The sequence below is a fragment of the Enterocloster sp. 210928-DFI.2.20 genome, from assembly GCF_020554465.1.
In the GTDB taxonomy this organism is placed as follows: Bacteria; Bacillota; Clostridia; order Lachnospirales; family Lachnospiraceae; genus Enterocloster; species Enterocloster bolteae.
This window is the reverse complement of sequence record NZ_JAJCHK010000053.1, coordinates 1-23,376: the sequence shown is the minus strand read 5'-3', so window position 1 is coordinate 23,376 and position 23,376 is coordinate 1. Positions and strand designations below refer to the sequence as shown.

Annotated in this window: 35 protein-coding genes and 1 pseudogene; 1 reads left to right on the top strand and 35 read right to left on the bottom strand. The window is 57.7% G+C overall.

The features are described 5' to 3' along the window. From LI015_RS26635 to LI015_RS26595, 9 genes and pseudogenes are all read right to left on the bottom strand, one after another. Positions 1 to 292: pseudogene (locus LI015_RS26635) on the bottom strand (hypothetical protein); the annotation flags it as partial. A 12-nt stretch (positions 293 to 304) separates the two neighbouring features. Next, entirely contained in the window at positions 305 to 667 is a 363-nt protein-coding gene (locus tag LI015_RS26630) for a phage tail-collar fiber domain-containing protein (protein ID WP_002593039.1), read from the bottom strand. Further along, complete coding sequence (locus LI015_RS26625) at positions 667 to 1,479, bottom strand: hypothetical protein (RefSeq protein WP_002593038.1); 813 nt, start codon at positions 1,477 to 1,479, stop codon at positions 667 to 669. The genes LI015_RS26630 and LI015_RS26625 overlap by 1 nt, the downstream gene beginning before the upstream one ends. 10 nt (positions 1,480 to 1,489) lie before the next feature. Beyond that, complete coding sequence (locus LI015_RS26620) at positions 1,490 to 2,620, bottom strand: baseplate J/gp47 family protein (protein ID WP_002593037.1); 1,131 nt, start codon at positions 2,618 to 2,620, stop codon at positions 1,490 to 1,492. After that, a complete protein-coding gene (locus LI015_RS26615) occupies positions 2,613 to 3,020 on the bottom strand; it encodes a hypothetical protein (protein WP_002593036.1) in 408 nt (135 codons plus the stop codon). Before LI015_RS26615 ends, LI015_RS26620 begins: the two co-directional genes overlap by 8 nt. Continuing rightward, positions 3,017 to 3,310 (bottom strand): hypothetical protein, encoded by a 294-nt coding sequence (locus LI015_RS26610; RefSeq protein WP_007868010.1) that lies wholly within the window; start codon positions 3,308 to 3,310, stop codon positions 3,017 to 3,019. Before LI015_RS26610 ends, LI015_RS26615 begins: the two co-directional genes overlap by 4 nt. 21 nt (positions 3,311 to 3,331) lie before the next feature. Continuing rightward, the gene (locus LI015_RS26605; RefSeq protein WP_002593035.1) at positions 3,332 to 4,075 is read right to left on the bottom strand and encodes a hypothetical protein; all 744 of its coding nucleotides are present in this window, start codon (positions 4,073 to 4,075) and stop codon (positions 3,332 to 3,334) included. Between the two features lie 8 nt (positions 4,076 to 4,083). Beyond that, the gene (locus tag LI015_RS26600; RefSeq protein ID WP_002593034.1) at positions 4,084 to 4,656 is read right to left on the bottom strand and encodes a hypothetical protein; all 573 of its coding nucleotides are present in this window, start codon (positions 4,654 to 4,656) and stop codon (positions 4,084 to 4,086) included. A 23-nt stretch (positions 4,657 to 4,679) separates the two neighbouring features. Continuing rightward, a complete protein-coding gene (locus tag LI015_RS26595; protein WP_007868014.1) occupies positions 4,680 to 7,139 on the bottom strand; it encodes a phage tail tape measure protein in 2,460 nt (819 codons plus the stop codon). Between the two features lie 79 nt (positions 7,140 to 7,218). Here LI015_RS26595 and LI015_RS26590 point away from each other — a divergent pair, with 79 nt between their 5' ends. After that, positions 7,219 to 7,455: a hypothetical protein gene (locus LI015_RS26590; RefSeq protein WP_002572712.1), complete on the top strand. Its 237-nt coding sequence runs from the start codon at positions 7,219 to 7,221 to the stop codon at positions 7,453 to 7,455. Between the two features lie 11 nt (positions 7,456 to 7,466). On the opposite strand, the gene LI015_RS26585 is transcribed toward LI015_RS26590, so the two are convergent. The 26 genes from LI015_RS26585 to LI015_RS26460 all read right to left on the bottom strand — a co-directional run. Next, positions 7,467 to 7,652: a hypothetical protein gene (locus LI015_RS26585; protein WP_002593032.1), complete on the bottom strand. Its 186-nt coding sequence runs from the start codon at positions 7,650 to 7,652 to the stop codon at positions 7,467 to 7,469. Positions 7,653 to 7,684: 32 nt separating this feature from the next. After that, the gene (locus LI015_RS26580) at positions 7,685 to 8,017 is read right to left on the bottom strand and encodes a DUF6848 family protein (protein ID WP_002593031.1); all 333 of its coding nucleotides are present in this window, start codon (positions 8,015 to 8,017) and stop codon (positions 7,685 to 7,687) included. A gap of 22 nt (positions 8,018 to 8,039) precedes the next feature. After that, positions 8,040 to 8,468, bottom strand: a complete 429-nt coding sequence (locus LI015_RS26575; RefSeq protein WP_002584815.1) for a hypothetical protein — start codon at positions 8,466 to 8,468, stop codon at positions 8,040 to 8,042. Between the two features lie 13 nt (positions 8,469 to 8,481). Further along, complete coding sequence (locus LI015_RS26570) at positions 8,482 to 9,891, bottom strand: DUF2586 domain-containing protein (RefSeq protein WP_002593030.1); 1,410 nt, start codon at positions 9,889 to 9,891, stop codon at positions 8,482 to 8,484. Next, on the bottom strand, positions 9,888 to 10,121 hold the full coding sequence (locus tag LI015_RS26565) for a hypothetical protein (RefSeq protein WP_002594543.1): 234 nt from the start codon (positions 10,119 to 10,121) through the stop codon (positions 9,888 to 9,890). The genes LI015_RS26570 and LI015_RS26565 overlap by 4 nt, the downstream gene beginning before the upstream one ends. A 21-nt stretch (positions 10,122 to 10,142) precedes the next feature. Next, on the bottom strand, positions 10,143 to 10,622 hold the full coding sequence (locus LI015_RS26560) for a hypothetical protein (protein ID WP_002594542.1): 480 nt from the start codon (positions 10,620 to 10,622) through the stop codon (positions 10,143 to 10,145). Further along, positions 10,622 to 11,110 (bottom strand): phage virion morphogenesis protein, encoded by a 489-nt coding sequence (locus LI015_RS26555; RefSeq protein ID WP_002594541.1) that lies wholly within the window; start codon positions 11,108 to 11,110, stop codon positions 10,622 to 10,624. The genes LI015_RS26560 and LI015_RS26555 overlap by 1 nt, the downstream gene beginning before the upstream one ends. A 1-nt stretch (position 11,111) precedes the next feature. Then, complete coding sequence (locus LI015_RS26550) at positions 11,112 to 11,567, bottom strand: gp436 family protein (protein WP_008718591.1); 456 nt, start codon at positions 11,565 to 11,567, stop codon at positions 11,112 to 11,114. Positions 11,568 to 11,587: 20 nt separating this feature from the next. Continuing rightward, the gene (locus LI015_RS26545) at positions 11,588 to 12,475 is read right to left on the bottom strand and encodes a Mu-like prophage major head subunit gpT family protein (protein ID WP_002594540.1); all 888 of its coding nucleotides are present in this window, start codon (positions 12,473 to 12,475) and stop codon (positions 11,588 to 11,590) included. A 29-nt stretch (positions 12,476 to 12,504) separates the two neighbouring features. After that, positions 12,505 to 12,939 carry a hypothetical protein gene (locus LI015_RS26540; protein WP_227126674.1) on the bottom strand — a complete coding sequence of 145 codons (435 nt, stop codon included), beginning with the start codon at positions 12,937 to 12,939 and terminating at the stop codon, positions 12,505 to 12,507. Further along, positions 12,905 to 13,960 (bottom strand): phage protease, encoded by a 1,056-nt coding sequence (locus LI015_RS26535; protein ID WP_007868044.1) that lies wholly within the window; start codon positions 13,958 to 13,960, stop codon positions 12,905 to 12,907. Before LI015_RS26535 ends, LI015_RS26540 begins: the two co-directional genes overlap by 35 nt. Before the next feature lie 60 nt (positions 13,961 to 14,020). Further along, entirely contained in the window at positions 14,021 to 14,833 is an 813-nt protein-coding gene (locus LI015_RS26530; RefSeq protein WP_227126673.1) for a phage head morphogenesis protein, read from the bottom strand. Further along, positions 14,796 to 16,370, bottom strand: coding sequence for a DUF935 domain-containing protein (locus tag LI015_RS26525; RefSeq protein ID WP_002593022.1), 1,575 nt, complete (start codon positions 16,368 to 16,370; stop codon positions 14,796 to 14,798). Before LI015_RS26525 ends, LI015_RS26530 begins: the two co-directional genes overlap by 38 nt. Continuing rightward, a complete protein-coding gene (gene terL / locus LI015_RS26520) occupies positions 16,370 to 18,133 on the bottom strand; it encodes a phage terminase large subunit (RefSeq protein ID WP_227126672.1) in 1,764 nt (587 codons plus the stop codon). Before terL ends, LI015_RS26525 begins: the two co-directional genes overlap by 1 nt. Then, the gene (locus tag LI015_RS26515) at positions 18,126 to 18,686 is read right to left on the bottom strand and encodes a phage protein Gp27 family protein (RefSeq protein WP_002596417.1); all 561 of its coding nucleotides are present in this window, start codon (positions 18,684 to 18,686) and stop codon (positions 18,126 to 18,128) included. Before LI015_RS26515 ends, terL begins: the two co-directional genes overlap by 8 nt. After that, entirely contained in the window at positions 18,686 to 19,000 is a 315-nt protein-coding gene (locus LI015_RS26510; protein ID WP_002593019.1) for a hypothetical protein, read from the bottom strand. Before LI015_RS26510 ends, LI015_RS26515 begins: the two co-directional genes overlap by 1 nt. Further along, positions 18,993 to 19,346 carry a hypothetical protein gene (locus tag LI015_RS26505; protein ID WP_002593018.1) on the bottom strand — a complete coding sequence of 118 codons (354 nt, stop codon included), beginning with the start codon at positions 19,344 to 19,346 and terminating at the stop codon, positions 18,993 to 18,995. Before LI015_RS26505 ends, LI015_RS26510 begins: the two co-directional genes overlap by 8 nt. After that, complete coding sequence (locus LI015_RS26500; RefSeq protein ID WP_002593017.1) at positions 19,343 to 19,690, bottom strand: hypothetical protein; 348 nt, start codon at positions 19,688 to 19,690, stop codon at positions 19,343 to 19,345. The genes LI015_RS26505 and LI015_RS26500 overlap by 4 nt, the downstream gene beginning before the upstream one ends. Positions 19,691 to 19,810: 120 nt before the next feature. After that, complete coding sequence (locus tag LI015_RS26495; RefSeq protein ID WP_002593016.1) at positions 19,811 to 20,155, bottom strand: Mor transcription activator family protein; 345 nt, start codon at positions 20,153 to 20,155, stop codon at positions 19,811 to 19,813. A 15-nt stretch (positions 20,156 to 20,170) separates the two neighbouring features. After that, entirely contained in the window at positions 20,171 to 21,025 is an 855-nt protein-coding gene (locus tag LI015_RS26490; RefSeq protein WP_002596415.1) for an N-acetylmuramoyl-L-alanine amidase family protein, read from the bottom strand. After that, a complete protein-coding gene (locus tag LI015_RS26485; protein ID WP_007868056.1) occupies positions 21,025 to 21,729 on the bottom strand; it encodes a hypothetical protein in 705 nt (234 codons plus the stop codon). The genes LI015_RS26490 and LI015_RS26485 overlap by 1 nt, the downstream gene beginning before the upstream one ends. After that, positions 21,726 to 21,989 carry an AbrB/MazE/SpoVT family DNA-binding domain-containing protein gene (locus LI015_RS26480; RefSeq protein WP_002596414.1) on the bottom strand — a complete coding sequence of 88 codons (264 nt, stop codon included), beginning with the start codon at positions 21,987 to 21,989 and terminating at the stop codon, positions 21,726 to 21,728. Before LI015_RS26480 ends, LI015_RS26485 begins: the two co-directional genes overlap by 4 nt. Positions 21,990 to 22,002: 13 nt before the next feature. After that, complete coding sequence (locus LI015_RS26475) at positions 22,003 to 22,263, bottom strand: hypothetical protein (RefSeq protein ID WP_002593012.1); 261 nt, start codon at positions 22,261 to 22,263, stop codon at positions 22,003 to 22,005. A gap of 10 nt (positions 22,264 to 22,273) precedes the next feature. Next, a complete protein-coding gene (locus tag LI015_RS26470; RefSeq protein WP_002593011.1) occupies positions 22,274 to 22,867 on the bottom strand; it encodes a hypothetical protein in 594 nt (197 codons plus the stop codon). Between the two features lie 14 nt (positions 22,868 to 22,881). After that, complete coding sequence (locus LI015_RS26465) at positions 22,882 to 23,190, bottom strand: hypothetical protein (RefSeq protein WP_002596413.1); 309 nt, start codon at positions 23,188 to 23,190, stop codon at positions 22,882 to 22,884. Next, positions 23,168 to 23,376 (bottom strand): hypothetical protein (locus LI015_RS26460; protein ID WP_227126671.1); only part of this gene is annotated, 209 nt, incomplete at its 5' end. The genes LI015_RS26460 and LI015_RS26465, both read right to left, overlap by 23 nt.

Below are 23,376 nucleotides of genomic sequence, written 5' to 3'. Positions count from 1 at the left end.
TTAAATCCGTATTGAGCCCACTAATACTTTTTTGCAGCCCGTCTGTTATCTTCGTGATTTTGGGTCCCACATCCGCTGCCAGGACCTGCTGTGTGTTGACGCTGTCCAGCACATGGCACAACATGCTTTTTTCTATCATCTTGTTTGCCAGCCGCTCCAGGAATGCATCATTGTTAATCAGCTTCCCGAACAGGGCATTGTATACATCCGCGTGGACCGGGTCTGAGGTTTCCAGCTTTCTCAACTCCCGGATGAGCGCCGCCTGTTCTTCATTTATCTCAAAATTCGCCATCTTCCCTGCCTCCTAAAAGATATCGTCAAACGCAAAGGTCATCTCCTCGTCATCATCCTTGTTCTTGTCCGAACAGGTGCGTATCATCACCAGGTCACCCTCCGCATCACACAATGCCATCTCATTGATGGACGTGTTGGCCAGTTCCTCCCTGGATAAGGTACAGATATACCGGAAGTTGGTGTCCGTCACCTGCTCGATGCTGCTCAGGTCCTTCCGTAACAGCTCGTTTTTCAAGGTGTTATCATCCTCTGATGGCGTCCCGTCCGCGCCGTTCCCAAATGCCATCTGTGTGACTGCCGGCAATGCCTTGATGCCCGCCCTGGCCTTCAGTATCTTATTCTTACTCAACTTGGTTATCGTTGTACTTGCCATCAGATTTCCTCCTCTATGACTTGTGCATCCATATGTTTGGCTCCATCATTGTACGTGCTCCCATCATGGATTCTCCAGTGATGCCAGGTTGTACATGTCAGCCTTCCCTCCTCATCCTCCTCCATCCGGCTGCGTATGTGCAGGTAGGGCAGGTGGTTTCCAATCACATTGTCATGATGGATGCTTCCATCGTTGTCGTGCTCCCCGTTCAGGATGTTATTGTTATACCAGCGCATCTCCGCCCGTATCAGGATGTCATGGGGGCGGATGCATTCTTCCAGTCCTGCGTCCTGAATCCGGTACAGGAAACGGTAACGGTCCAGCCCGCTTACCTTCTTTACCCGCCGTACCTCCCGGCGGATGATATCATGGCCGAGGTCAAAGGAATCATCTATATCCCGGGACAGGATGACATAAAATTCCGCCCAGTGCTCCCGGCTGCCCTCCAGTTCATACGCCGGCACCATCTCCACATCGGTAAAGCCCAGGGACCGCACCGCCTGGAGCGTGCCCACCTCCGTCCCGCCAAGCCGGCAGGTGTCTGCATACATCATCAGCCGTACCCGGAAGTTTTCCCAGGTTTCGCCCTCATAGCGCGTCAGTTTCCGGTCCAGGCCATGCTCCGGAAGCATCCGTGGGCTGGCTGTCCTTACCATGCCTTCCTCCCGTGCCCGCCGGAGCATGGTCTTGTTTTCATCGAACAGCCGCCCGGTCACTTTGAAATAGATATACCACTGGTTCCTGGCCTTCCTTGCCTGTTTGAAGGGCGTGGACAGCAGATAATACATATATTCCCCGAATGTCTCCAGCATGGCGTCCCTCCTATGTGTTCCTTACCTTGACCGTGATACTCCCCAGCATGACCACATTCCCGGCCGGCAGCTCCACGTCCACTGCGGGGGCCGTGAATACGGTCTTACGGTAGTCCGGTATGCTCTGGCGGAGCACATACCGGATATCATCCTGTAAGAATAAGTTGAAGTCCGTCCGGTTGGACAGGGACATGGCCCCCGCTATCAGGGACCGGGCCGTTTCCTCCACATCCGTCACCCCTGCCCCCTGTTTGAGGTACAGGGTGATGTCCACATCCTGATAGGTGATGGTTCCGGACTTTGCCAGGTAGTCCTCGTAATTATCCTTCAGCTGGTCCGCCGCCGCCTGGGCCTTGCGCACCAGCTCCTCGCTGGCTTCCCCCGCCGTCCCCACCACAATCACATCCACCGTTCCCTGCCCCCTTGGATGCTGGTCATCAATGTAGGCGCACATCACACCCGGGATGGCCTCCACGGCTGCCTTCAGCTTGGCCGATGTGGTATTGGTGGACAGTTCCTCCCAGCTGGACAGGGTCCGGCTGCGTAAGCCGGCTTCGCTCTCTTCATCTGCCCCCTCGGAATATATCCATCCCTGCCGGTTCGTGACCTGCGACACGCCCTCCAGGTATATCATGCTTACCCTTATCTGGTCCTCACTCACATTGTAGCGCGCTCCGGCCGCTTCCGCCTCCACCAGCACGCTGCCCTCCGCCTGGCCGGCCTGTATCACCGTATCCTCTAACGTGTAGTAGACCAGCTCATCCCCGTTGATGTCCGGGGCCGTCTTGAACATATGTCCCTTCGTCACGGTCAGGGCCTGCCCGTAATCGGACCTGACAAGGGTCACATATCCCTGGGTCCGGGTCGCCGCCTTCCGGAACTTGGAAAAGTCCGCCGCCTTCAGTTCCAGCCACCTGCCTTCCGCATGCCGCAGGAACTGGTTGTTCAGGATGGTCCGCGCCAGACGGAGCAGCTCGATGTGTATCTGCACGCAGATACGTGTCAGCCAGTAAAAGACGCCTCCGCTGCCCCACTTGGTGATGGTAAACCCTTCCGCCGCCAGCTCCTCCTTCAGCTCCTGCATCTTTGTATCGGCATCAGGGACCGGTATGATTTCATCCAGAATGCTTTCATCAATCAACGAGTTTCACCTCCGCCCCGTCCAGTTCCAGGTCCATCTGATAGGACACATCCTCATTTGCAATCTTAAATCCCACATGGATGTTCACTATATCATCCCCCATCCGGGACACGCCAACCCCAATACTGTGCGGGTTGATTTCATCCCGCTTCCTTAACTTTTCCGTGACCCGGTTCTTTATCTGCAGCTCCTCCAGTTCGCCTATCTCCCGGTGGCAGAAATCCAACAGCGACCATCCGTAATCGGAATCAAAAAAACATTCCCCCTCCATGGTCAGGGCCTCCAGGCGGATGTCCTGCAGGAAACAGTCCAGGCCGCCCGCCAGTGCTTCCTCTCCCGATGCCAGGGGGACCGGCTGCCCGGTATCGTCTAACATCAGGTCCGTTTCCGTCAGTATCATAAGCATCTCCCCAGGATGTACGGCCGGCACTGCCCATATAAAAGCCCGACTGCCACTACATCCCCTTTCTTCAGGACCTGCTCCGTCCTTATATAAGGAATCGCGGGAAAGGCTTCATCCGTCTCCCCGTTTTCCTTCAGCAGCCGCAGCGTCACATACGATGCCCCATCCTTCACGGTCCCTTCCATCACCTTTGCCTGGTACAGGGCCGGATGGCGTATATGCGGATAGTCTGTCCCTATGGTCTCATTCACCGTCAGTTTGACAAATTCGTCAAGAAAACCGGCCATTTTGAATCCCCTTCCTTCCAGCTAAAATGATACATACATCCTCACGCTTCCCGTTTCATCCGCCTTCACCCGGACCGAGGTCACAAGGGCCTCCCCGTCAAACTTCCGGTGTCTTATCCGGATACGCTCTCCCTGGTGAATCCACGGGACCCCGATGGTCTTGATTTCGTTACCGCCGTTCCATTGGTTGAAGGAAAGGATGTTCTTCCCTTCCTCCAGTACATAGATAAGCGTCTGCTCTTCCCCGGTCCCCCAGAAAAACCGGCCGGACCGGAAATAAAAGGATGCCTCCAGACCCCAGACCCGGCCCACCTCCTGGATAAGCTCCGCCACATTCATGCGCGGGACCGGGACCACATCCTTTTTGGGGTACATGGTATCGGACAGGCGGTAATCCGCAATCCCGGCCCTTCCAAGGCCGAACCGGATGATATCCTGCGGACAGCAGTCCAGGAAGGTCTCCTTTACGTAGGTCCGTTTCAGGAACAGTGTATCGTCCAGTATCCGGTAAGGCCCCAATGCCTGGCCGTCCGCCATGTATCCGGTTAAGAGCGTGTCATAATCCCCGTCATAGCCCAGTTCCACCTGGGCCGGGGCCATGGATGCAAGGTCCAGGAGCCCGGCATAACCGGGGTCATATTCCAAGGTGGCCCAGCTGCACTGCTCCCTCCGGCTGGAATGGCATTCCACACGGATTCCCTGCGTGAATACCTGGTCCCCAACGGTTATCCGGAACCGTGGCGTAATCAGTTTCCGTTCTGCCATGCTACCTCCTATGTATCCCGGGCCGGGCTCTCCGATGTCTTATCCTTAATCCTGGGGGCCTGGCCTCTCTGTGTGTTCAGGTATTCCTGGTAGCCGGTACTGATTCCCTGGGCCTGTGACGTCCCTGCCTTGCTGCCGGAGGATGCGTTTTTCCCGCTTCCCGCCGCCTTGGTCTGCACGGTGACCGGCAGGCACTCCCAGAATTCCAGCGCTGCCTCCCCATAACTGTTTTCCGTCTTCTTGGACAGGTCGATTCCTTTAAAATACACCAGGTTCAGACCGCAGGCTGCGGCCTGGCTGTTCACCACCGGCAGCGGTATGGCAGCCGTCTGCCCCGGCGGCTTGAACAGCAGCTGGATGGTCTGCACCATGCCCTCAACGCTTTCCCCGGCACTGGGTTCCAGCAGCAGGTCCACATTCATCTTCAGCGGTTCGTACCCATTGGGCTGGTAGCCCAGGGTCACGTTATTGTCATCCGTCACCGCGTCAATCACGGCGGCCCCGGTTATCTCCAGCTTCTTTACGAGGCCCGGGACGGCCACCCCCGCCACCAGCATGGATGTATCCTTTATGTACAGCATTCTTCCTTCCTCCCAGCCGCTTTCTATGCAGGCGTGACCGATACGTTCCCGTTGGTCTTTTCCTTGATGTCGTCAATCAGCTTGAATAAGAGCGGCAGGTCCTTCAGCCGTTCCAGGGACACATGCAGCTCCAGGCGTTGGATGACGGTCCCGCCTCCCTGCTGCCTCTGGCTCCATATGTTTCCCTGGCCGGACGGTTTCCTTTCTTCCTTCCCTCCGGTCAACAGCCTGGCAAAAGCCGCGCCTCCTTCCTGGTTTTCATCACTCAGTGCCTGGAATGCGTCCCTCGCCGTATCCGCCGGCAGGGAGGCCGTCTGGCTCATGCCGGTATGGATGGTCTCAAACACACGCCGGCCGGACAGGGTAAGCTGGGACAGGGGTCCCTCCTTCGCATCGGAAAAGGGCAGCATCTGCCGGATTCTGGACAGGGCCCCCTTCACCGCCTCCACCGGCTTGTTCACGGCGGAACGGATTCCTTCGGTAAAGGTCTCCATTATCTTGGTGCCGGACTGTTTGAACAGACCTACTGCCCCGTCCACCACACCACGGACCTTTGCCAGGCCCTGGCTCCACAGCTCCTTGATGCCGTTCATCTTTCCTCCCGTCAATGTATTCAGGAAATCAAAACCTGCCGTATAGTAGCCCTTGACGCCCTCTACCGCAGCAGCCGCAATCCCACGTATGCCCCCGCCATTCTGTTCATAGGCATTTTTCATGTTGTCCAGCTTCTGTCTGACAGTCCCGACCGCAGCCCCCATCACGTTGCCCATCACGTTCCGGACCGCCTCCATCCGGCTGCTGACAGCCCCGCGGACCCGGTTGAACACATTTGATACCGTGGAGACAATCGCGCCGCCAATGTTGAAGAAGAAGTCCTTCATGGCCTGCAGGCCCGCCCGTACTTTCTCCACACAGGCATTCCAGACGTTCTGGATGAAGGCGGATACCTTATCCCAGTTCTTCCAGAGCAGGATAAGCCCGGCCGTCAGGGCCGCAATCCCGATGACAATCCAGGTCACCGGATTGGCTAACAGGGCTGTTGTGAAGCCCCACACACTGGATATCAGGCCCGGAAGGGCCGCAGCTGCCGAAGCAATCCCCTGCCGGACCATGTTGAGCAGGCCGGCCCCCATGGCCTTGATTCCATCCGCGGCGTACATCCCGTAAATCCGCAGGGTCTCAAAGCCGCTTTTTAAGCCGCCCACCATGCCGATGGTCCGTGTTATCGCCGTCCCGAAGATGCCGATGATGGAGGTCACGCTCCCCGTCACGGTCAGGAACATCCCGAGGAACAGGACCGCGTTCAGGATGCCGGATGCAAGCCCCTGGTTCTCCGCAATCCATTCGGACGCCTTCCCCACGGCCTGCCCTGCCTTCCCAATCCAGTCATTCACGGTCGGCAGCAGGTTCACCCCCAGCTCCTCCGTCACGTTGTGTAACCGCTGTTTTAACACCGTATACTTCTGGGATTCCGTTGCGTTGATGGCCGTTGCCATCTCCTGGGCGGCGCTGCTTCCTCCTCCCAGTGCATCATACATATCCAGGATGCCCGTCTGCAGTTCGCCTGTCTTCCCGTACAGGAGGTCGATGACGGCCACCGCCTCGTCCGAGCCGAAGGCCTCTTTTATCTTTTTCTTCTCCACCGCATCAATGGTATCCCCATACTTGCTTTTCAGGATTCCCAGGATTTCCGGCAGGCTCCTGAGCTGCTTGTCAGCGTCCAGGAAGTTGAGCCCCAGCTTCTCACCCGCCCCGGTGGCGGCATTTAATAACGCCTTATATTTGGTGGCTGCCTCGCTGCCCGACATGGTGGCCTGCAGCATGCCCAGCACGGACAGCTGCTCCTCCAACGGCACATTGGCCGATGTGGCGGTCCCTCCCAGGGCGCTGATGGCCGAGGCCATCTCCGAGCCGCTGGTCTTATACGCCTTGACAGCGGTCGCAATACCGCCCGCAAACATCTCCCCGAATTCCAGGTCTGACAGTTCTGAGTAATACCCTTTATAAATGCCATACCCGGTCGCAAACAGGGAGGTCATCTCCCCGGTCGTGGACTTGGTGGCCTTGGCCGTCAGGCCGGCCAGCTCCGTGAACTGCGCCACCCCTTCGTCCGTCAGGGACGCGATGCCCGATTTGATGTCATAGGCGGCTGTGATGAAATCAGCCTTTGTGGTCCCGGCCCAGGTGTCTGAAAACTGTCTGGCCGCATCCTCCACCGCTTTCAGGTCTGTGATTCCCAGCGACTTAAGCTCTGCCAGGGCATCCTGGGTCTCGAAGGTGGAACCGGCAATCTTCATCATCCCGTTTGTGATTCCCACGCCCGCCGCCGTCATCCCACCTCCGGCCAGGGCCGCCATCCCAAAACCGGACTGCAGGCCCGACAGGCGGGAACCCAGGTTCTGGGACGCCCTCCCCATGGGGGCGGTCAGCTGGTCCACCATGTTCAGTACCACGCTCAGCTTATAAACAGATTCCATCCCCATGGTTCGTTCCTCCTTGTGTCACGGGCTCGCTTATGTTATGATGATGGTATAAAGATGTGTTTGGAAAGGAGGCGCTTGTATGTTCCATGGGCTCTGGCTCATAATGGCACTCATACTGGCCGTCAGCCTGTCACTGTACCTTGTGGTCATGGCCGTCCTTGTCACCGCATATCTCCTGTTCTGTGGTCCCTATCTGTGGTGGGCCTGTGCCCATCTCCCCAAGGACAGGCGGCCCTTCTCCATGGGACGGGATTTCCACAACGCATGGCGTTTTTACCGCTCCAGGCTGACAGGCAAGCCCCCGGTCTTTCTATGACTGGGGCTTTTTTATTCCTGGAACAGGTTTCCCAGTGCCCGGGTGAATCCCTGTTCCAGGTCATCCTGCCGCCAGCGGCGTGCGCACCTGGCCAGGCCCGCCAGACGGATGAAGTCATCCGCGTCCATCCCGTCCAGTTCTCCCGGTATCATGCCGGAAGGCAGGTACATATGGATGAGCAGCCGGCTGGTCCCCACGAAGTCCGCCTCCAGTTCCCCCTGCGCATCCTCTATAACTTTTTTACTGCGGTCGCCTTTGACAGGCCAAGCATGGCCAGCAGCTTCTCCCCAACCGACAATGCCATGGCCGGGTACTCCTTAAAGTCCGCCTCCAGCGTCTCCCGCTGGTCCGGATGGATGTTATCCAGGCAGAATGCCGTCAGGGCCTTGCTGTTTGAGGTCTGGACCGTCTTTAAGTACCGGTCGTAGGATGGGGTTTTGGGTTTACGGAAGAAATAGGTCTTGTCCTCCTCCGTCTCGTCATCCACCTGGAGGGTGACGGTCACCTCGTAATACTTCTCATCCGTCCCCTTTAGCTGCTCTCTCAGTTCCTTTGCTTCCATTTCTTTCTCCTCTTTCTTATAATTAGAAATTCACGCCGTTTAACTTCCCGCCACGGCAGGCAAAACCGTCCAGGGATACCGTGTTCTCCTTATCCCCCTGCTTTGCGGAAAAGCTGTGCTTGTTAAGGATGACCTTGTTTAAGACATCCGTCACCGTATCCTGGTCCTCATTGGCATAGGATACGGTTATCTTGTCAAGCAGCAGGCGGGACAGGGTCTTTCCCTTCCGTTTGCACCAGGCTAACAGCACGTTGTAATCCTCACGCCCCATGACCACCTTCACCGTATTCTTCTTGTTTCCGGTCCCATAGCCGCATGGTGCGCCTCCCCTGCGGTAAATGAGCTCCGCTTCCTGCTCAAAGTCATAGGATATCTCCGTGATGGCGATTTCCTCCAGCCCCGGGACATTGATGGTGATGTCCTCCCAGCTGTATACCTTTCCGTTGACCATTTCCCAGTCCCTCCTAATTCCTGTATGGGTTCTCCATGGCCAGGCTGAACCGGAATTCCCGGACATACCCCCTCGGCACAAAGGATATCACCAGGTCCAGGCGCTCATCCTGCAGGATGTTCACATGCTCCAGGTCCTCAATGGACACGGAACCGCTTGACAGTTCCCCGGCCTCCGCCATGTCTTCCAGGGGGATGTTCAGGGTCTCCAGGATGTTGTTGATATCCGTCTCCATGTCATCGGAGGCGCTGATATCCATCTGCACCATGTTGACAGCCCGCTTGTAGATTTCCCGTATCATCTTGTTCAGTACGCGCACATGCTCCGCATACCGGTAATCGCTGCCCTCGCGGCACAGCACACGCGCGTTGTTTACATAGCATCCGTCAATGCCGTAGTACTTACGCCAGGTCAGGTAGCCGGCGTCATCCAGCTCGCTGATATGGTCCTCAATGCCCTCCGGCATGAGCCGGGTCATCTTGGCCTCCGAGATGGAAAAGGTATCCACGCGGCCTATGGACTGGGCCACGCCGGCTATCCCGTACAGCCCCGCCACAATCCCGGCGTTGTTGATGCACTGCTCCCGGCCGTCCCAGCGTGTGTACTGGGACCAGGCGCTGCACACCTGGACGTAATAGCTGTCTATCCCCTTGGCCTCCGCCTTCAGCGCGGCGGTATATTCATCCAGGCTTTCCTCCGCCCCTTTATTACGTGCCTCACACAGGAAGAACACAGGGCGTCTGTACAGGGACAGGAACAGTTCCGCACTGGCAGCCAGGGAGGCCCAGAGTGCTTTCGCGGATGTCCCGGCCACATGGATGAACTCAAAGTCCAGGTCACTGTTATACAGGCTTTCCACCGCCTTTAGGACCGCGCTGTTGCTCACGGCCGGGGCCGTGGTTGAAAACCGGTAGGTATCCCCTGCCTTGAATTCTTCCGCAAATGTAAGGGTGATTCCGGTACCGGCAAGCTCCTTCTTCCCGCTGAGCGGGATGGTCTCCTCCGCTTCGTAGCTGTATCCGCCATTGACGGAGCAGCAGAAGGCTGCCGTATTGGGCGGTCCGTCCTCCGTTATCTTCAGGATGATATCATATGCGTTGTTCGGTGTCCCGCTTACGCTTACGGTCCCTCCCCCCGTCCCGCTGTGGGCAACCTCCCCGTTGGTACCTGCGGTCTCCGGACGGACCGGCACGCAGTAAATCCGGGATGCCCCGTTCTCAACGCTGTCAATGCAGGCGTCCGCCAGGGGGCTGAGCCCCAGCTTTTCCTTCATCTGCTCCGGTTTCATGCTCCCTGTAATCAGGATGGGGACCGTTGTCTCAACCGGGGAAGCCCCAATCTTTACGTGGACCCCGGTCCCGGTGCTTCCGGAATTGCCCAGGCTCCCGTCCTCCACAACAAATGTCACGTCCCTCAAGCTCATCTTGTTCCTCCCGTTCCTGCCATGGGTCCCTCCTTAAATGCAGTGACGGCTTCCAGGTATTCCTGCTCCGTCACCTGTTTCCCGGGCCTCCAGCCCTTCAGGCACAGGGTGCCGGCGTAGACGGCCGGACCCGTGCCGTGCACGTTGTACCAGTGTTCTATGGTCTCATGGACAGGCACAGCCGGTTCTGCTGCGGTCTCCGCGCCCGTCCCCTTTTCTTCCTTTGCCATTGCCTTTTTCCTTTCCCTTTCTCAGGCCGGCCGGATTCCTCCGACCGATGCCGCTTTCTTTTTGTCATCCCGGTAAATGCCCCCGTGGAAGGTGACCGGTATCTGGCATGCGATGTTGGCCTTCAGGATGCTGTCCTCCTTATCGACCCACTCCACCTCTCCCAGTTCAATGTCCACATAGTTTCCATCCAGACGGATTCCTTGTCCCAGCGCTTCTAAGAACGCCAGGAAGATGGCCTCACAGGCCTCCTCCGAATATTCCCCGATGACCACCTTGAAGCGGGTGTCCACGGCATAGACCTTGGTCCGCACGCACCGAACCCCGTTTTGGTCTTCATAGTTGCGTTTTGAGCCGTCTCGCGTGATGGTCTGGCCTTCCCGCAGCACCGCTCCCACATGGCTGTCCGTCTTCAGCTGCAGCCGTTTCCAGGTGGTAATCACTTCATTTTTGATTCCTGCCTTTTCAAGGCATTCCTTCAGGTATTCCTTTTCCCGTCTCATCAGGCCCTCCTGACTGCGTATTCCACTTCGCTTCGGATTTCCTGCAGGTCCTCATCTGAAATCCCTAAAAATGGCCTTGCAGGGATATGGATGGTCACCCTCTTTGCCGTGACCCACACACCCTTGTACCGGAACCTCAGGTACTTTGCCTTCTTGGCCCGGATGGTCCTCTCATCCCCGTACTGGTGCGTGGCCGCGTAAATGGTATTGGTCCCCACCGCCGCTCCGGTGGAATCCGCGATGGCCCGGATGGACTGCTTCAGGCGGGTGGTCTGGGTCAGCGTGATGCCCTGTCCCTCCTGTTCCCGCAGGGAGACAGGCCAGGGCTTCCCCTCCGGGCTTTTCCTGCTCCGGAACCGGTCCATGGTGGTGGACCGCAGCCCCTCCGCCACGTCCTTCATCAGTGCGGACCGGTTTATGCCCGACAGGCCCGCCAGCTTTTTCTGGAGCTCCGGGAAATCCCCGGACAGGGTTGTGGTCATCCGCATCTTAAAGCCCCCTCATGGTTGCCCTGGAAAACAGCCTTGGGCTGGATGATATCCGGAATCCCTCCGCTGCTGCTTTTGACGGGTCCGTGCCTTCCTTCACGATGTCGGTCTCACCTTTTGCCACCTTTGTTAAGAACGCGATGGCGTTCTTATACCGCGTCAGGTAGTTGTTCTCCCGTTCCCCTTCATCGATTCCCGCCCGTGAAATCAGGTTATAGACCGCGATGTCCTTTGAGTACTTCCGGATGACCGCCGGCACGGGGGACATGGGGACCGGGTACCGCTTCATCAGGTACCCGTCTATCTCCGCATCTGCATCCCCTATAGCCTCACGGGCCAGGGGTTCCAGCATCTCCCGGCGTTTTTCCGGGTCCTCAATGTACCGGTCGCCGATAATAGGGTTCATGGCATCCTCTTTCAGCATGTCCATGACGTCCCCCGCTTCACAGTATGCCATGTCTGTCTCCTTCTCTTCCCTTAGCTTGATTCCCCTGTGCTGCCATAAGCCATCTGCCAGAAACCGTAGCCTACGTTATTGCGCCCGTCCGCGCCGTACAGAAATTCGTCCCGCATGAATACATTGTCATCATTATCCGCCGTCTTACTGACCAGCTTTATCTTCTTGCGCTCCTGGTAGATGATGGGTTTCAGGGACCTCCTGGTGCACAGGAGATACCACGCGTCCTCCTGGGCTGCCAGTTCCGGCTCCACCAGAAGTTTTGCTGTCCCCTTGTACACATTGGAGCTGCCGTTTATGAACTCCGCTTCCAGTATCTGCCGTCCCATCTCCTCATTGGCCGGGGATACCACTAACAGGTCCGGCACCAGGCCCAGGCTCTTGCCCTTGTCCCCCACCAGGCTCATGATGGCGGTACGTCCCGCCTTGTAGGCCTCCATGGATAACTTCCTGGTGCCCAGGTTGGATACCTTTTTCTTTTCTACCGGGTGGTCCGCACTGAAAAAGGGCTTACCATCATAACACGCGTTTTTAAACCCGGCCATGAGTGCACCGTAGCACTGTTCATTGGGATGACGTGCTGCACACTCGCCAAGGTTCTGGAACATCGGGTTGTATACGCCGTAGGTATCATCCTCAATGTCATCCCGCGGGACCGCAATGGTCATCTCAAACTTCTTGTTCTTGATGACATAATCATAGGCACTCAGGTTCTGGATTTCACGGTCCCCAATCCATTCCCGCATCTGCGGCATCTGCCCCAGCCAGTTATAGGACTGGTCCCGGGTGGTGCTGGGTACTGTGGTTGCTATCTGCTGGTAGGTCGTTGGCGTTTCCGCCAGGGCCTTGTTGAAAATCACGCTGTATCCGATGGACATGCTCCGGATGTTCGCCTGGTTAATAATCATGGCTGTTTCCTCCTCATTCTTATGCTTGCTTACTCCGCGGCCGGCATGGCCGGCTGGTTGAACCACACCGTCACCCCGTCCGCTTCTACCGCCAGCACCGTTCCGGCCGGGCTGCTTCCCGTGGAGGCCATGCTGATGGTGACCGCATCCTCCAGATAGCAGGTCCTTAAGATATCCGTTGCCTTTGCCTGGCTCCCCGGGGTGGCGGAATTCTCCATCACGAATGCCCCGCGGCGCACCTTCACCCGGATGTCCCCGGCCTCCCCGTTCCGGTTATCCGCCGGCTCCAGGGCCACCCCGGCCACCGTGAGGTTGGCCGCCTTCGAGGCCGGCACCGCATATCCGTCCGTCCCAAGGGCCACCATGGTGGCCTCCGTGATGGCCGCGCCGGCTGCCACCGGCAGCACCAGCGTATTAGGGTCTAACTTCTCATTCCCCGTCCGTATCATCTTCCATACCTCCATACTTCTTTAAATCCTCCTCGGTCACGCCCTGGTTCTTTAAAATCCTCCAGTCAACCCCGTCCTGTTTCCGTTCATCCGCCGCAAAGGCGGTCTTTCCCATGGGGACCACCACCGGGGCCTTCTCCACAAATTTGGCAAAGCCCTTGGGGTCGGACAGGGCGTACGCGACCGCCCATTCCTTCTGGGCCGGGGACAGCTTCCCATCCTTCATGGCCAGGCCCACCAGTTCCTCCGCTTTCTGGCTGGCCGCCTGCTTTTCAAGCTCCGCCACCCGCCGCTGCAGGGCAGAGTCACCGGCCTTGAATGCCATGATTCTTGCCGTCACATCCTCTGTCCTTGCATCTTCCGGAAGGCCTAACAGGTCCAGCACGGTCTTGTTGGCTACCAGCTGTGTCCCTTCCTTTGCCGGGCCCTCCTTTCCTTCCTGGCCCCCCTGTCCTTCCTCCGCTGCCTGCTGTGTAAGCTCCTTAATCCGCTTCAGGACGTCCTCTTCTGCCGTCCCTTCCTCCAGCCCCAGAAGTTCAATCAGTGCACTTAATTCCATTCTTGGTTCCTCCTCTTCCTCAATGCTCAATGCATCGGAATTTATGATTGCAAACATACCGGTGATGGCCGGGGTATTGGTCAGCGCCGCGCTGTGGAACACCGCCGCGTGCTGGTCTGCCTTTTTAACCAGTACCACCGGGGACAGGTAGCGGTATTCCTTGTTGGCGATATACTCCCGCCCCTTTTTGGTCCACTCCACCCGGGCCATCAGGGCATCCTCACCCGGATACAGGTCCTTTATCCAGCCGGCCGCCGGGGCCTGCACGTCACTCAGGGTCTGGTGCTCATAATCAATCACCAGGTCCAGCCGGCGTGCCTTGAACTGCCGGATGATTCCGGCAATATCCCGGTCATCCACCTCAAAGTCTCCCTTTGTGCTGCTCACATGCCCTTTGGGCAGCACCCGGATGACCTCCGGCACCCCGCTCAGGTCGATTCCCGACAGGGGCCGGACCGTTAATTCTGTCTTCTTCATCCCATGCGCCTTTCTGTTTTGCGTTTTAACGCGCCATTGACGCGTTTTGACGCGTTAAATTTATCCGGGGCTGGAATTCCCCGCCGGACGGTCCGGATTGGCCTTACGCGCCTTCTGCTGTTCCTGGTACAGCCTCCTTAAGACCGGTGGGAATGCAGCCAGGTCCGGCTTCCACTCCGCCTTCGCCGGGTTCGTCCGGAACTTCGGGTCCGGCAGCAGCGCCTCCGTCTCTCCTGTGGCCATATTGGACGTATCCGGCAGGGCCTGCTCCACGGTAAGCCCCATACGCCTTACCTGCTCCTCCGTCCTGGAGACAACCATACACCGGCAGCCGAATCCGTTGGGCGGATACCAGATATCCCACACCGGGGAATCCGCTGGGAATACCCGTCCGTCCATGGCCGCGTGGCTTTCCCTCACGTGCCCGTCCCCGGCCGTCTGGTACTGCCAGTACCTCCGCCGTCCCATCACATCCGGGTCCGTCATCTGCTGGTAATGGCCTACGCTGTAGGCTGTAAGCATGTTCTGACGGAAGATACGGTCCGCATGATAAGGCGTCAGGCCGTCATAGCCCCTCTCCTCCAGGAAACGGTCCATGTTTTCCTGGAATCGTGCCTTCGTGGTCCCTTCCTCTATGGCCCTTTTCAGTTCCTCCAGGAACTGGTTCAGGACCTCAAGCTCCGTATAACCGGCAACCGAAAATGCCAGGGGGCGGTACCATTCCTTCAGTTTCCTGAAGTCCTCATACCGGATGACCCCCTTCTGTTCCAGGAACGCTAAAGCTTCACCGAACACCTCCGGCTCCGTCCCTTCCTTCAGTTCCTTTAATATCTGCTCATCCATCCTGCATCCGCCCCAACATGTTTGATACATACATGACCTGCTCCACCAGCTGGTCAAAATCCTTCACCTTCATGGCATTGTATAACTGCCGCAGGGCCTCCTCGTCCTTCAGCTGCTCCTGCAGGCCTTCCAGGCTGTCGCAGTGCTCCACTAGCTCCAGGACCGGTGACATCATCTGCCGGAAAAAGGCACTGGACTGCTTCACGGCCGCCTCCTCCAGGCGGTCCAGCACCCGCTGGCCGTCTGCTTCCTTTCCATCGGCCTTCAGTCTGAGGCCCTGGAACATGCCGGTGCCAGGCTGCCCCATCCCCTGCATCCCGGGAGCTGCCGGGGCCTTCCCAATGGTTTCCTCCCCCTTTTCCGGGGCCGGGATATTGAACTTCTTGTACAGCCAGCTCTTAGGGATTTCCAGACCGGTGGCCGCCAGGGTGTTCACGATTTCCGCGGTTTCCTTCAGGTCATCCGTATCGGTGGCGTTCAGGACGAAGTACGGTACATGGGCCCGGATGCCGAAGTTGAACTCCACCAGCGGCCGGATGAGGTCCCGGCGCACCGTCTCCATCACCGCCTTGCAGTCCGCCTCCGTCAGGTCCTTCCTCACATCGTTATGGGTCTTGGACTGGGCGTAGGAACCGCCGGAATCCGATGTCAGGGTCTGCCCCACGATGGCCTTGCTCATCTGTTCATCACAGAACCGGGCCAGCCTTTCATAGATATCCACGCTGGACTGCTTGTTGGATTCAATAAACTTGATGTCAGTCCCGGACGGCACGATACCCGCGGCATCCGTCCCCATCCTTACGATGGCATCCATCAGGGCTGCCTTATCCTTTTCACTGGCCGTTGCGTCATAGGTCCCCAGCCGCAGGGGCATCCCGTAGACCTCGCAGAAACTGACCCAGTCCTTCAGGTCATAGTTTTTAAACAGGTACATCCAGGCCACCACCCGCAGGACGCCATACCGGGAAGGGTGGCCCGAACGCGCCTTGTAACGGTGGACGATGAACTTGTTTTCCGGAAGGGGTATCCCTCCCGGGAACGCCTCCGTCCGGAGCATGAGCGCATCGGTCAGGGTATCATAATAAAACTTTTTCTGGTGGACGTACTCAATGTTCCCCACCACCACATGGCCGTCCCGGTATTCCCACTCGATTTCCTGGAAACTGATGCCCTTTCCGATGGCATCCAGGATGTCCATGAGGTTGTCGCTGAACCCGTCCAGCTCCTTCAGCTGTTCCTCCACGAAAGCCGCTATCTCCTGGTCTGTTCCGTCCTGCGAAAAGGGCTGCACCTCCCAGTCCAGGCCCGTCACCGCAAGCTTGCGGGTCTGCAGCTGGGAGAACAGATGGGTGTCCTTGCTTTCCATCTCCTCGAACAGCTCCATCTGCCGGAAGGGGTCCCCGGCGTCCGCCTCCTTGAATATCCGGGCCAGCTTTACCGGTGTCAGGCCGTCAGACGGGTAGCTGCTGAATTTATCGTTCACATCCCGGATGGCAACCGCTGCCATGATGGGCCCCCCGCCTTTTGCCATTTCCGGTGGTAATCCCTTCTTATTCTTCTTTGCCATCAGTATGCCCCCTCCCCAAACCGCATGGCCCGCCTTAACACGGACTTATAGTCTGTCTTCTTCGCCATGGACTTCACCGCCACCGCCAGGGCCACGGCCATCTGAAGGCCGTCCGGGGCATCATCATTCCTGCCCATCGGGAACTCCTCCAGCTGCTTAAGCAGCGTCTTATGCTTCCGGTTAAACTTGATATACCCGTTTTTAATGTAGGGCTGCAGGGACTGGATGCGCAGCATCTTGTTGGCAGTGGACTGGATTTCCTCGATGGGGATGTACTCCCCCAGTTCTGCCGACAGCTGCGCCATGACTTCCTTGAAGAAGTACTGGAACTGCACCGTCTCCACCCCGAACCGGAAGAACCCCTTATGGTAATCGCGCTTCAGGCGCCTTGACATCTCAAACACGTCCTGGATGATGACATCCGGCTTCCTGCGTTCCACGCTGGCCGCCTCCACATACATGTATCCGGTGTACTGGTCCAGGGCCAGGTTGATGATGGAGGACGTGTCCGCCTTTTTGTTCTTCCCCAGGGACGGGTCATTGGACCCGACAAAGAGGTATCGGCTGTCCGTAAAGTCCACCAGCTCCTCCTCGTAGTAATCAAACCACTCCGGGTTGAAGGCCGCATTATCCGGGTCGATGGGATTGTTCTGCAATTCGCTGTTAAAGGCCGCCTCTCCGTCTGAAATGCGGATGACCATCAGTTTGTAATAATCCATCTTCTCCGGCCACAGGACCTGGGTTCCTATCAGCATTTCCGCCTCGTTTGCCTCGTAAAATTCCCGGGCGTGTTCCTTGTGCTTATCGTCAAACAGGTTGGTATAAATCTCTATCCAGCGCTCCCACAGTTCCTCCCGCTTTGCAAAGGACAGCACGGCCTGATAGGTTCGGGAATCATACTCCGGATTCTTCAATACTCCGCTGAGCAGGGAATCGTAATGGAGCACCGTACCGATGTACATGATATCCGTATAGGTATCCCCGGCTTTGGATACCGCCTTCTTGAACCAGGATTCCAGCTTCCGGCGCTGCTCCGCCGTGTTGACGTTCTCGTCATTCTCCACATCGTCCAGGACAATCAGGTCCGGCCTCCAGGCCCGGTGCCGGCGGCCCCGTATCTTCTTTCCGGAGCCGATGGCCTCAATCTTGATGTCCTGGGCCGTCAGGATGACATTCCCCTTCCACACCTTTCCCTGCTGCCGGCCGAAGTCCTCCTGGATGTCCCGGTTTTCCTCCAGTTCTGTCTTGATGTCCGTTAAGAACCCTTCGGCCTGGTCGGACGAATCGGACAGGATGATGATGTAATGCTTGTACCGGTACAAGGCCGCGTGCAGGGAATCCTTAAATGTAAAGTTGGTGGACTTTGCATGGCCTCTCGGCGCTGCCACCACGTTCCGGCTCCCGTCCAGCCGCGAGATGACGGCTGCTTCCTGGTATGGATTGCGCCCCTTCAGCACACCCTTGGTCCAGACCGTGTCCAGTTCTTCATGGAAGGCTGGGGATTTGCGGACAAAGTAGTGTTTTAAATAGGCCCGCCCAAAATATCCCAGGTCGATGGCCGCCAGGCGCTTTCTGAGCCCTCTCGAACCCGTCAGGGGATGCCCGTCCCGGTACAACCGCATCAGTTCCCGGCGCTCCGGCTCATGGTCCGTCCGGCGCAGGACATAGGCCTCAAACAGCTCCCGCTGATAGGCTTCCCGTTCCTGTTCCTCCCGGCCTTCCTCTTCGTCCAGGCGCTCCAGGTATTCGTTGATATCAATCATGCAGCATCAGCTCCTTTGCACGGGTCAGGATTTCCTTCAGTCTTACCTTCAGCTCCGGGTCTGACTTGATGGTCTTCATGATTTCCTCCTCCATTTCCTTAAAGGCCAGGTCCGCCTTATCCTTCATGTCCTGGCGGACCTTATCCTTATAGACCTTGGTCCGGCTCAGGGATGCAATCAGCCGTCCCACCTTGTCTAATGGCAGGTAGTCAAACTCATCCTCCGCTGTTGCCAGGCGGTTAATCAGACCATCCATCATCAGCATCAGGCCCGCCTCGGTATAATCCGCATCCGGGTTCTTTCGGACCACATTTACCAGGGCCTCGGTCCGGGACTGGGCCTCCAGTAAGCGCTGGGCGGCCGTGTTGCTCCGGACCGCATACCGCCCCACGCTGCTTTTGCTGATTTCATATCCCTTTTCCTTCAGCCAGCCGCTGACGTCCTGGTAACTGTTGGATGTATCGGAAAGCATCACGTCCACCTGTCCTTTGATTTCAGACGGCAGTTCGTCAATCTTGGAGGATATGCGGTTCTTCTTCCTCGTCCTTCCCATCAGACATCCACTCCCGCGTCCTCTATGGTGCCCTCCGCCAGGTCCACACCGGCCTTGGTCAGCCGTATCACGGCGTCCTTGGCGTATGCATTGTAGGCGGTCACCTTCAGGTTCGTGAACTCAATGTATCCGGCGTCCTTCAGGTAATCCAGGTATTTGGTGATGTCCGGGGATACGATTAATCCCGCCGCTATCATGGAGTTGGACAGCTGCCTGGTCAGCGCCGTGTTGTTATATCCTTTTACCAGGGACCGTATGATATAGCCCCTGACTGCCTTGTTGTGCTGGATTTCAGCCAGCTCCCTATCATCCATCCGCTTTGCCTCCCTGTCTTACCAGTAACCGGTCCAGCTTGCTGTCCATGGACCGCATCTTGTCCTCCACCCCGTTCATGCTCCGGAAGAAATCCTCCCGCAGCACGAAGGTCGTGGCAAAATCACCCTTGATGGAGCTCAGCTCCTTCTGTACCGCCTTGATGTCCGCCTCCTGCTTGTCCTCCAGCTTGGTGACCCGCTCGTCAAACCTGGCAATGGTGCTGTCCAGCTTGCTCCCGACACCGCTTACGGACCGCTTGAAGTCATCAATCATCATCTTTACCAGGAACCAGAGGACCGTCCCCACCGCAGTGGCTGCCATGCCGATTGTGACTGCATCGTTCATGCGCTTCCTCCCGGATGTCTGTATCTTGCCCACAGCTGTGCCAGCTTCTCCCAGCCGTACATGGCCAGGAAGGCCACATAAAAGGCCACTACCAGGGCCAGGACCGGTCCCCACCAGGCGGCCGCGGCCTCCGTGCCGGTCACATACCACCAGTAAACCAGCTGGCATAGGATGACCGACAGCACAATCACCTGCACGGCCGTGGGTATCCTCCCCAAAAAGCCGATTTCCTTGGTTACCTCCGTGATGACGCTGACCGTAAAGGCCGCCACCGCAATGGCTGCCATCATGAGGGCCAGCTGCTGGGTATACTGCCCCGCCAAGGTCTGTAATACGTTCTCCATTTCCCATTCCTCCTCGCTCGTTCTGTCTGTCCTGGGACAAAAAAACAGGACATGACTTTCGTCATGTCCATAGGATAATCCATCTGGAAACATATTGTTAGCCCAAGCATTTTGGACAACTCATCTTTTTCCAGCCTCTCCGGATTCCCCGTCCAGGAACTCAAACAGGCTGATTTGTGTCGGGTCCAGGTCCCGTACAATCTGTAATATCTGGTTGGTGGTCAGGTCGTACTCCTTGGCCAGTTCCTTGGCGTTCCGGCCATTGTATTCCCGCCGTATCCGGCGGTTCCGCGCCGGGGCCAGGATGCGCTCCGCCTTGGGCAGGTATATCTTGTCCCCCATGAAATACCGGGACAGCTTCAGCACGTTCTTTAAACCTATCATTTCCACCACCAGGCGGTACGGCTCCGCGATATCCTCCAGGGTGGTATCCGCTTCCAGCTCCTCCATCAGCTCCCTGCGCATCCGTATCCCCTCCTCTTATTCCGCCAGGCCTTCCCACTTAAGTGCGCCGTCCGCATCCGGGGTCAGTATGACCGGCTCCGTGACCATGCCGCCGGCTCCGTCCATCAGGTACCATTTCCCATCTATGGTCTGCTGTCCCTTTACCATGGCACCATCACTTCCCAGATAGTACCAGTCCCCCTGGTACTGGTACCAGGTGTCCCTGACCATGCGGCCGGCCCCGTCAAACCAGTACCAGCGGCCATCCACGTCCAGGTACCAGGCGTTACGGACACATTGGCCTGTATCCCCCAGGTAAAACCGCCAGACGCCGTCCTCTTCCTGCCAGCCGGATTTCCTGGCCGGCTCCTCCGGGACCACGTCATCCAGCAGATAGCGCCGGACGCACACCAGTCCCTTGTTCCCGCGTTTGGTGGATGTCTTCGTGTTCTGGCGCTGGGTACAGTAGGATACCATGTTCTTATAGGATGGGCGGCCGCTTCCGTGCCCGCAGATGATGGTATCCTCCCCGTCCAGCGTATGCACCATCTCCACATGGCCGATGGTCTGCGGCCGGCTCTCGTCCGTCCCGGCAAACTCCAGCATGTCACCTACCCGCAGCAGGCCGATGTCCCGCACCTGGCCGTCCCGGATGGGGACGTCCACCGTCACCAGCCGCGCGGACTGGTAGATGCCGGCTGTGTTCAGGATGCCGAAACCATATCCAGCTTCCTTGTATGCATAACAGATGGAGCTGGAGCAGTCGCTGTAATAGTTCCCATCACTGTGTTTCCGGTAGCAGTAGTCCCGCAGCGGCTGGCTGTAGTGGTTCCTTCCGATGAGCTCGTCATACTTCCTGGCCACGGCCTGTCTCTTTTCGTCTGCTTTCATCACTTGTCCTCCCTTTCATAGGCAATTTCCAGCTTCAGCTTGGATGTCACAATCAGGGACCGCTTGATTTCATCCATGCTCCAGTCAATCCCCTCATCCGGCAGGATGGCCTGTATCAGTTCTGCGTTTTTAATCTTTGATATGTAGTACAGGTCCATGTCCAGGTTGGGGGCGGCGGCCTCCGCGGCCTCCTCCGTGGTCCCCTTGCCCAGATACCCCAGGACGGACAGCAGTGTCTTCTTATCCTCCTTGTAGTCCCCCTTCAGCCTCCGGGCCAGCACCTCCCTCTGGCCCTCGCTCACCGGTACGCTCATCTCCTTCAGGTAATCCTCTAATGTGTACTCAAAGGTATAATCGTTGGCGGCAATGGCCTTCAGGGCCTTCTGCAGCTTCCTGTCCAGGGTATAGGTGGTCTTCGTGGTCTCCGTCACCAGCCCTGTGCACACATCCTCACCGATGGCCTGTTTTAACCGGGGCATGTTGAGGATGTCTATCTCCTTCGGCTCCGACACGGCCACATAGCTGCCATCCGTCCCGTACATGCGGCAGTACTGGTTATTCCGGTCCTTTAAGACCGACAGTCCCCGGTTCTGGATTTCCGCCTTGTATTTCTCCAGGGCGGACTTGGCATCCTCAGCCACCTTCATGGCCGCCACGGCCAGGTCCACCAGCTCCTTATCATTTACCAGTCCCAAATCCATCATGCAAGCTCCTTCCGTTTCTGCTTCACGTATTCATCCACCAGCTGGTCTGCGCAGGCACGGCAGACCCCTTTGCCATTTTTCTTAAGATGGATTTCCCCGCTGCCGCAGTAGATGCAGCGGGCCTGGTAGGCCCGGATGACCAGCTCGTTCCTGTCATTGACCTCCAGCTCAATGGCGTCCCTGGGTTCCATCCCCATGGACCGCCTGAGTTTCACGGGGATGTTGACCCCGCCCTTGCTTGTAATGCGCTTGTATTCCATTGCTTCCTCCTTCTTATCCCATATCCCAGGTATGTCCCTCCCGGATGTCCTGGGCATGCTCCTCATCCAGGCGGGCCGTGGCCGCCAGGAAGATGTCCAGCATGGCGTCCTTGACTTCCTCCACGCCCATTCCGCGTTTTACTGCCTCCGCTGCCACGATGGCGGCGAACACCCCCAGCATCCGGGCCATGTCCTCCATGCTCACGTCCGTCCCGCCCATCCGGATGGTCCCGTCCTCCCGGACCAGCTCTATCCGGGCTTGTGTTGGTTCCATAGGCCCTCCCTTAAAACTTCTTTTTTCCTATCAGCGTGTTGACGATGGCCTCCACCTCGTCCGCGGCCCGGGCCAAGCCGGCCCGGCTGCTGCGCATGACTGCCTGGTACCCTTCACACATCTCCTTCAGCAGACGGATGCGCTCCTGGTATTCCTGTATCTGTCCTTCCCCCTCCTGCAGGATGGCCTGGTAGGCACGGTTCTGCTCCTCCGTTTTACGCCTTGTCTCCTCCAGGCGTCCCTGGGCTTCCTCCAGGCGCTGGACCATCCGTTCCACATACAGTTTGTCCAGGTCCGGCCCGCAGCCAAGGTCCACCCGGTACAGGGTGATGACGTTGTGGTTCTCGGCATTGGCCAGCAGTATCCACAGGCCGTTCACATATACCTCCTTGGGTACCCGGTCCTTCCCGCCCTCCGTCCGGCCCGTATAGACCCGTTTCCCGTAACGCAGCATCCGGTTGATTTCTTCCTCTATCCGTTGGCTGTGCTCTGCCACATAGGCGGTTATCTCCAGCCGGCTGTCCCGGTCCTTGCACCGCTCGGCATAACGTTCCTTTGCGTGGTTGCTCACGGTATACATGGATGTTTCCTTTCCTGTCTCCATCCCTTCGTCCCTCCTTATTCATCCTCCGGCATGACATAGGTCTTGGGTGGGATGGCCACAAAGGCCGGCTGATGACGTCCGGTAACCAGGTCCGTCCCTCCCGTGCAGGAGATGTAATTTGACTGTTCCTTCAGGATGGCCTGGAGCACCTCCTTCGCCCGCTCCTTCCGGCGGTAAAACCCTAAGGCATGCTCCTTCCGGTCCGTCTTCCGGTTAAGCAGGAGCACGTAATCCGGCCGGCCGGTACCCGGGGCTACAATGCGTATCTCATCCATGGATTCCGTGGTCAGCAGCCGCTCCTTATTCTGTGTCAGTATCCACATGTTCCTTCCCCCCTTCACCATCCGGTTCCATGCCGGTCTCCTCCGGCACTCCCGTTACCATCTCCCTTATGTAGCGGTGCGGCACGTTGCAGTCCACGGCATTTTTCATCAGTTCCGCGGATGTGCTTTCCCGTATGAGCCGGTAGAAATCGGAAAAGGTGACCTCCACCCGGTCCTCTTTTGAGA